This window comes from Pseudomonas sp., from assembly GCF_049645325.1.
In the GTDB taxonomy this organism is placed as follows: Bacteria; Pseudomonadota; Gammaproteobacteria; order Pseudomonadales; family Pseudomonadaceae; genus Aquipseudomonas.
In genome coordinates this window covers 1-3,844 of sequence record NZ_JBARTQ010000397.1, presented here as the reverse complement: position 1 = coordinate 3,844, position 3,844 = coordinate 1, and the positions used below count along the sequence as shown (strand labels likewise).

Annotated in this window: 3 protein-coding genes; all 3 read right to left on the bottom strand. The window is 62.0% G+C overall.

Features of this window, described 5'->3' with window-relative positions:
* Positions 1–70 precede the first annotated feature (70 nt).
* Genes WBB95_RS17315 through xylF form a run of 3 tightly spaced genes read right to left on the bottom strand, consistent with a single transcriptional unit; the run spans position 71 to position 3,759 of the window.
* Complete coding sequence (locus WBB95_RS17315; RefSeq protein ID WP_424488700.1) at positions 71–1,207, bottom strand: sugar ABC transporter permease; 1,137 nt, start codon at positions 1,205–1,207, stop codon at positions 71–73.
* Positions 1,208–2,752, bottom strand: coding sequence for a D-xylose ABC transporter ATP-binding protein (gene xylG, locus WBB95_RS17310; RefSeq protein ID WP_424488699.1), 1,545 nt, complete (start codon positions 2,750–2,752; stop codon positions 1,208–1,210).
* Positions 2,753–2,757: 5 nt separating this feature from the next.
* The gene (gene xylF, locus WBB95_RS17305) at positions 2,758–3,759 is read right to left on the bottom strand and encodes a D-xylose ABC transporter substrate-binding protein (protein WP_424488698.1); all 1,002 of its coding nucleotides are present in this window, start codon (positions 3,757–3,759) and stop codon (positions 2,758–2,760) included.
* Between the last annotated feature and the right edge of the window lie 85 nt (positions 3,760–3,844).

The window sequence follows — 3,844 nt, the reverse complement described above, 5'->3', positions numbered from 1 at the left end:
GGCTGATACACCGCTATCGCAGGCAAGCCAGCTCCCACCTGAGGTCTTCAGTGTTGTTGAGCGCTTTATTTCATCGCCGTCCCGCCCGTGTACTCACATCCACCCACACCGCAAGCACCAGAATGCTGCCCTTCACGATCATCTGCCAGTAACTGTCCACGTCCAGCATCGACATGCCGTTATCCAAACTGGTAATCACCAACGCCCCCAGCAGCGCGCCATACACCGTGCCCGACCCGCCGCGCATCGACGTACCGCCGATGAAACACGCAGCAATGGCGTCGAGTTCGCCCATGTTGCCCGCCGAGGGGGAGCCGGCGGCGAGGCGGGCGGTGTTGACCATGCCGGCCAGGGCGCACATCACGCCCATGATGCCGAAGATCCACAGCTTGACTGCCTGCACGTTGATGCCCGACAACCGCGTGGCTTCCATGTTGCTGCCCACCGCATACACGCGGCGGCCGAACACGGTCTGGCTGGTGACGTAGCTGAACACGCCCAGCAGCGCCAGCAACAGCAGCACCGGCACCGGAATGCCGTCGTAGCTGTTGAGGGTGGTGACGAACCCGGCCAGCACCGCGCCGATCACCGCCACGCGCACAATGTCGCGTACCAATGAGTGCGCCGCCAAACCGTGCAAGGCGCGGTTGCGCCGTTGTTTCCAGGTCAAAAACAGCGTCAGTGCGAACAGCAAGACGCCAAGGCCGATGCCTACGCTGTGCGGCAAATACCCTTGGCCCACGTACACCAGCGACGGCGACACCGGCGCAATGGTGGTGCCGCCGGTGATCCCCAGCAGAATCCCGCGAAATGCCAGCATGCCGCCCAGGCCGACGATAAACGAGGGGATGCGCAGGTAAGCGGTCATGTAGCCGTTGGCCAGGCCGATCATCAAGCCGCACAGCGCCACCAAACTCAGGTTGGCCAGCAGCGGCAGGTGATAGACCACATCCAGGATCGCCGCGAGCCCGCCCAACAGCCCCAGCAATGAACCCACCGACAAATCGATCTCGCCGCTGATGATCACCAGTACCATGCCGCACGCCAGAATGCCGGTGATCGACATCTGCCGCAGCAGGTTCGACAGGTTGCGCGGCGTCACGAAACCGCCCTCGGTCTGCCAGCTGAAAAACAGCCAGATGATCGCCACGGCAATCACCAGGGCGAGCATTTTGTAGCGGGTGAAAAGGTGTTTGACCTGATTCATCTACGCGGTCTTCCGATCGTTATTATTTTGGCTGAGCGCGGCGGCCAGCACCTGTTCCTGGGTGAGGCCGGCGTTGATGAAGTCACCCCGCAACTGGCCTTCGCCGATCACCAGCACGCGGTCCGACACGCCCAGCACCTCGGCCAGCTCGGAGGAGACCATGATGATCGACACGCCTTCGGCGGCCAGTGCGCCCATGAGTTTGTAGATCTCGTACTTGGCGCCGACGTCGACCCCGCGCGTGGGTTCATCGAGGATCAGCACGCGCGGCTTGGCCATGAGCATTTTCGCCAGCACGGCCTTTTGCTGGTTGCCACCGGACAGGCTGGTGATCGGCAAAAACGGGCTGGCGGTCTTCAGGTGCATGCGCGCGATTTGTTGGTCGATGCTGCCCAACTCGGCTTCGGAGTCGATTCGGCTCAGGTGCGCGTAGCTATCCAGCACGGCGAGGGTGATGTTCTGGCCCACGCCGAAGTCGGGAATGATGCCTTGGCGCTTGCGGTCTTCGGGCACCATGCACAGCCCGGCGCGGATCGACTTGAGCGGCGTGCGCGTGTCGATCACCTGGCCGTCGAGCCACACTTCGCAGCCGTAGCGGCCTGGGTAGGCGCCGAACAGCGCCGAGACCAATTCCGTGCGCCCGGCGCCGACCAGCCCGGCAATGCCGAGGATTTCACCGCGCTTGAGCACGAAAGACACGTCGTCCACACGCTTGCGCTTGGGGTTGTCGACGTCGTAGCACGTGACGTTGCGCGCCTCGAACATCACCGCGCCAATTTCACGCGGTTCGGTGGGGTAGAGGTTGCTCATCTCGCGGCCGACCATTTGCGTGATGATCTGCGCGATGTCCATGTCGGCCATGGCCGTGGTCGCGATGTGTTGGCCATCGCGGATCACTGACACGGTGTCGCACACCGCCGCCACTTCGTCGAGCTTGTGCGAGATGTACACGCAGGCCACGCCCTTGGCCTTGAGGCCGCGGATGATGTCGAGCAGCACCTCGATTTCCGAGCGGGTCAGGGCCGAGGAGGGCTCATCGAGGATCAACAGGCGCGCCTGTTTGTTCAGGGCCTTGGCGATTTCCACCAGTTGCTGGTAGCCGCCGCCGTACTGCGACACCGGCAGCGCCACGTTCATGTCCGGCACTTTGAGTTCGCGCATCAGGGCTTCGGCACGGTGCAGCATGGCCGGGTAGTTCATGCGCCCGCCCGGCAACGTCAGCTCGTGGCCCATGAAGATGTTTTCGGCCACCGACAGGTCGGGCACCAGGGTCAGTTCCTGGTGAATGATGACGATACCGGCGGCCTCGGTTTCGCTGATGGACTGGGCCTTGAGCGGCTGCCCGTCCCAGAGGATTTCGCCCTCCCAGGTGCCATGCGGATACACCGCCGACAGCACCTTCATCAAGGTGGATTTACCCGCACCGTTCTCACCGCACAGGCCGACGCATTCCCCCGGCCGCACCTTGATATCGATGCCGTTCAGCGCTTTGACACCGCCAAAGGTTTTGACGATGCCGTTCATTTGCAGCAAGTAGTCGGCCATGGCGGTCACTGCCCGGCAATCTGCTCTTTGGTGTAGAACCCGTCTTTTTCCAGCAGGTCGATGTTGGCCTTGGTCAGCGGGGTGGGCGTAAGCAGGATGGTGTCGACCTTTTTGCTGCCGTTGTCGTATTGCGAGCTGTAGGTGGGTTTTTCATTGCGGGCCAGTTGCACCGAGAGCTTGGCGGCCTCCGAAGCGATCAGTTTGAGCGGCTTGTACACGGTCATGGTCTGGGTGCCGTCGATCACGCGCTTGATCGCGGCGAGGTCGGCGTCCTGGCCGGAGATTGGCACCTTGCCCGCGAGCTTCTGCGCAGCCAGGGCCTGAATCGCGCCGCCGGCGGTAGCGTCGTTGGACGCGACGATGGCGTCGATTTTGTTGTCGTTCCGGGTCAGCGCATTTTCGACGATGCTCAGGGCTTCGGTGGGGTTCCATTCCTTGACCCATTGCTGGCCGACGATCTTGATATCGCCCTTGTCGATTGCCGGTTGCAGCACTTTCATCTGGCCTTCGCGCAGCACTTTGGCGTTGTTGTCGGTGGGCGCGCCGCCGAGCAGGAAGTAGTTGCCCTTGGGCGCCGCTTGCAACACGCCATTGGCCTGCATCTCGCCGACTTTTTCGTTATCGAAGGAGATGTAGGCGTCGATGTCGGCGTTGAGGATCAGGCGGTCATAAGACACCACCTTGATCCCGGCTTTCTTGGCTTCGGCGACGGCGTTGGTCAGCACGGTGGCGTTGAACGGCACGATGACGATCACGTCGACGCCACGGGAGATCAGGTTTTCGATCTGCGAAATTTGTTTTTGCTCGTTGGCATCGGCTGATTGCACGAACACTTTGGCGTCGAGTTTTTCGGCGGCGGCCACGAAGTAGTCGCGGTCACGGGACCAGCGTTCGAGGCGCAGGTCGTCGATGGAAAAACCGATTTTCGGGTGGGCGGAATCGGCCATCACCGGCAGGGCGAGCAGGGCCAGGGCAGAGGCGAGCAGCGTACGTTTGAATGACTTCATGGTGGTGCGTCCTTTTATTGTTGTTGGAAAGACACTTTTTTGATGACTGCACTGTAGCGGTGGTGAGCGGGCTTGCCCCGCGCCG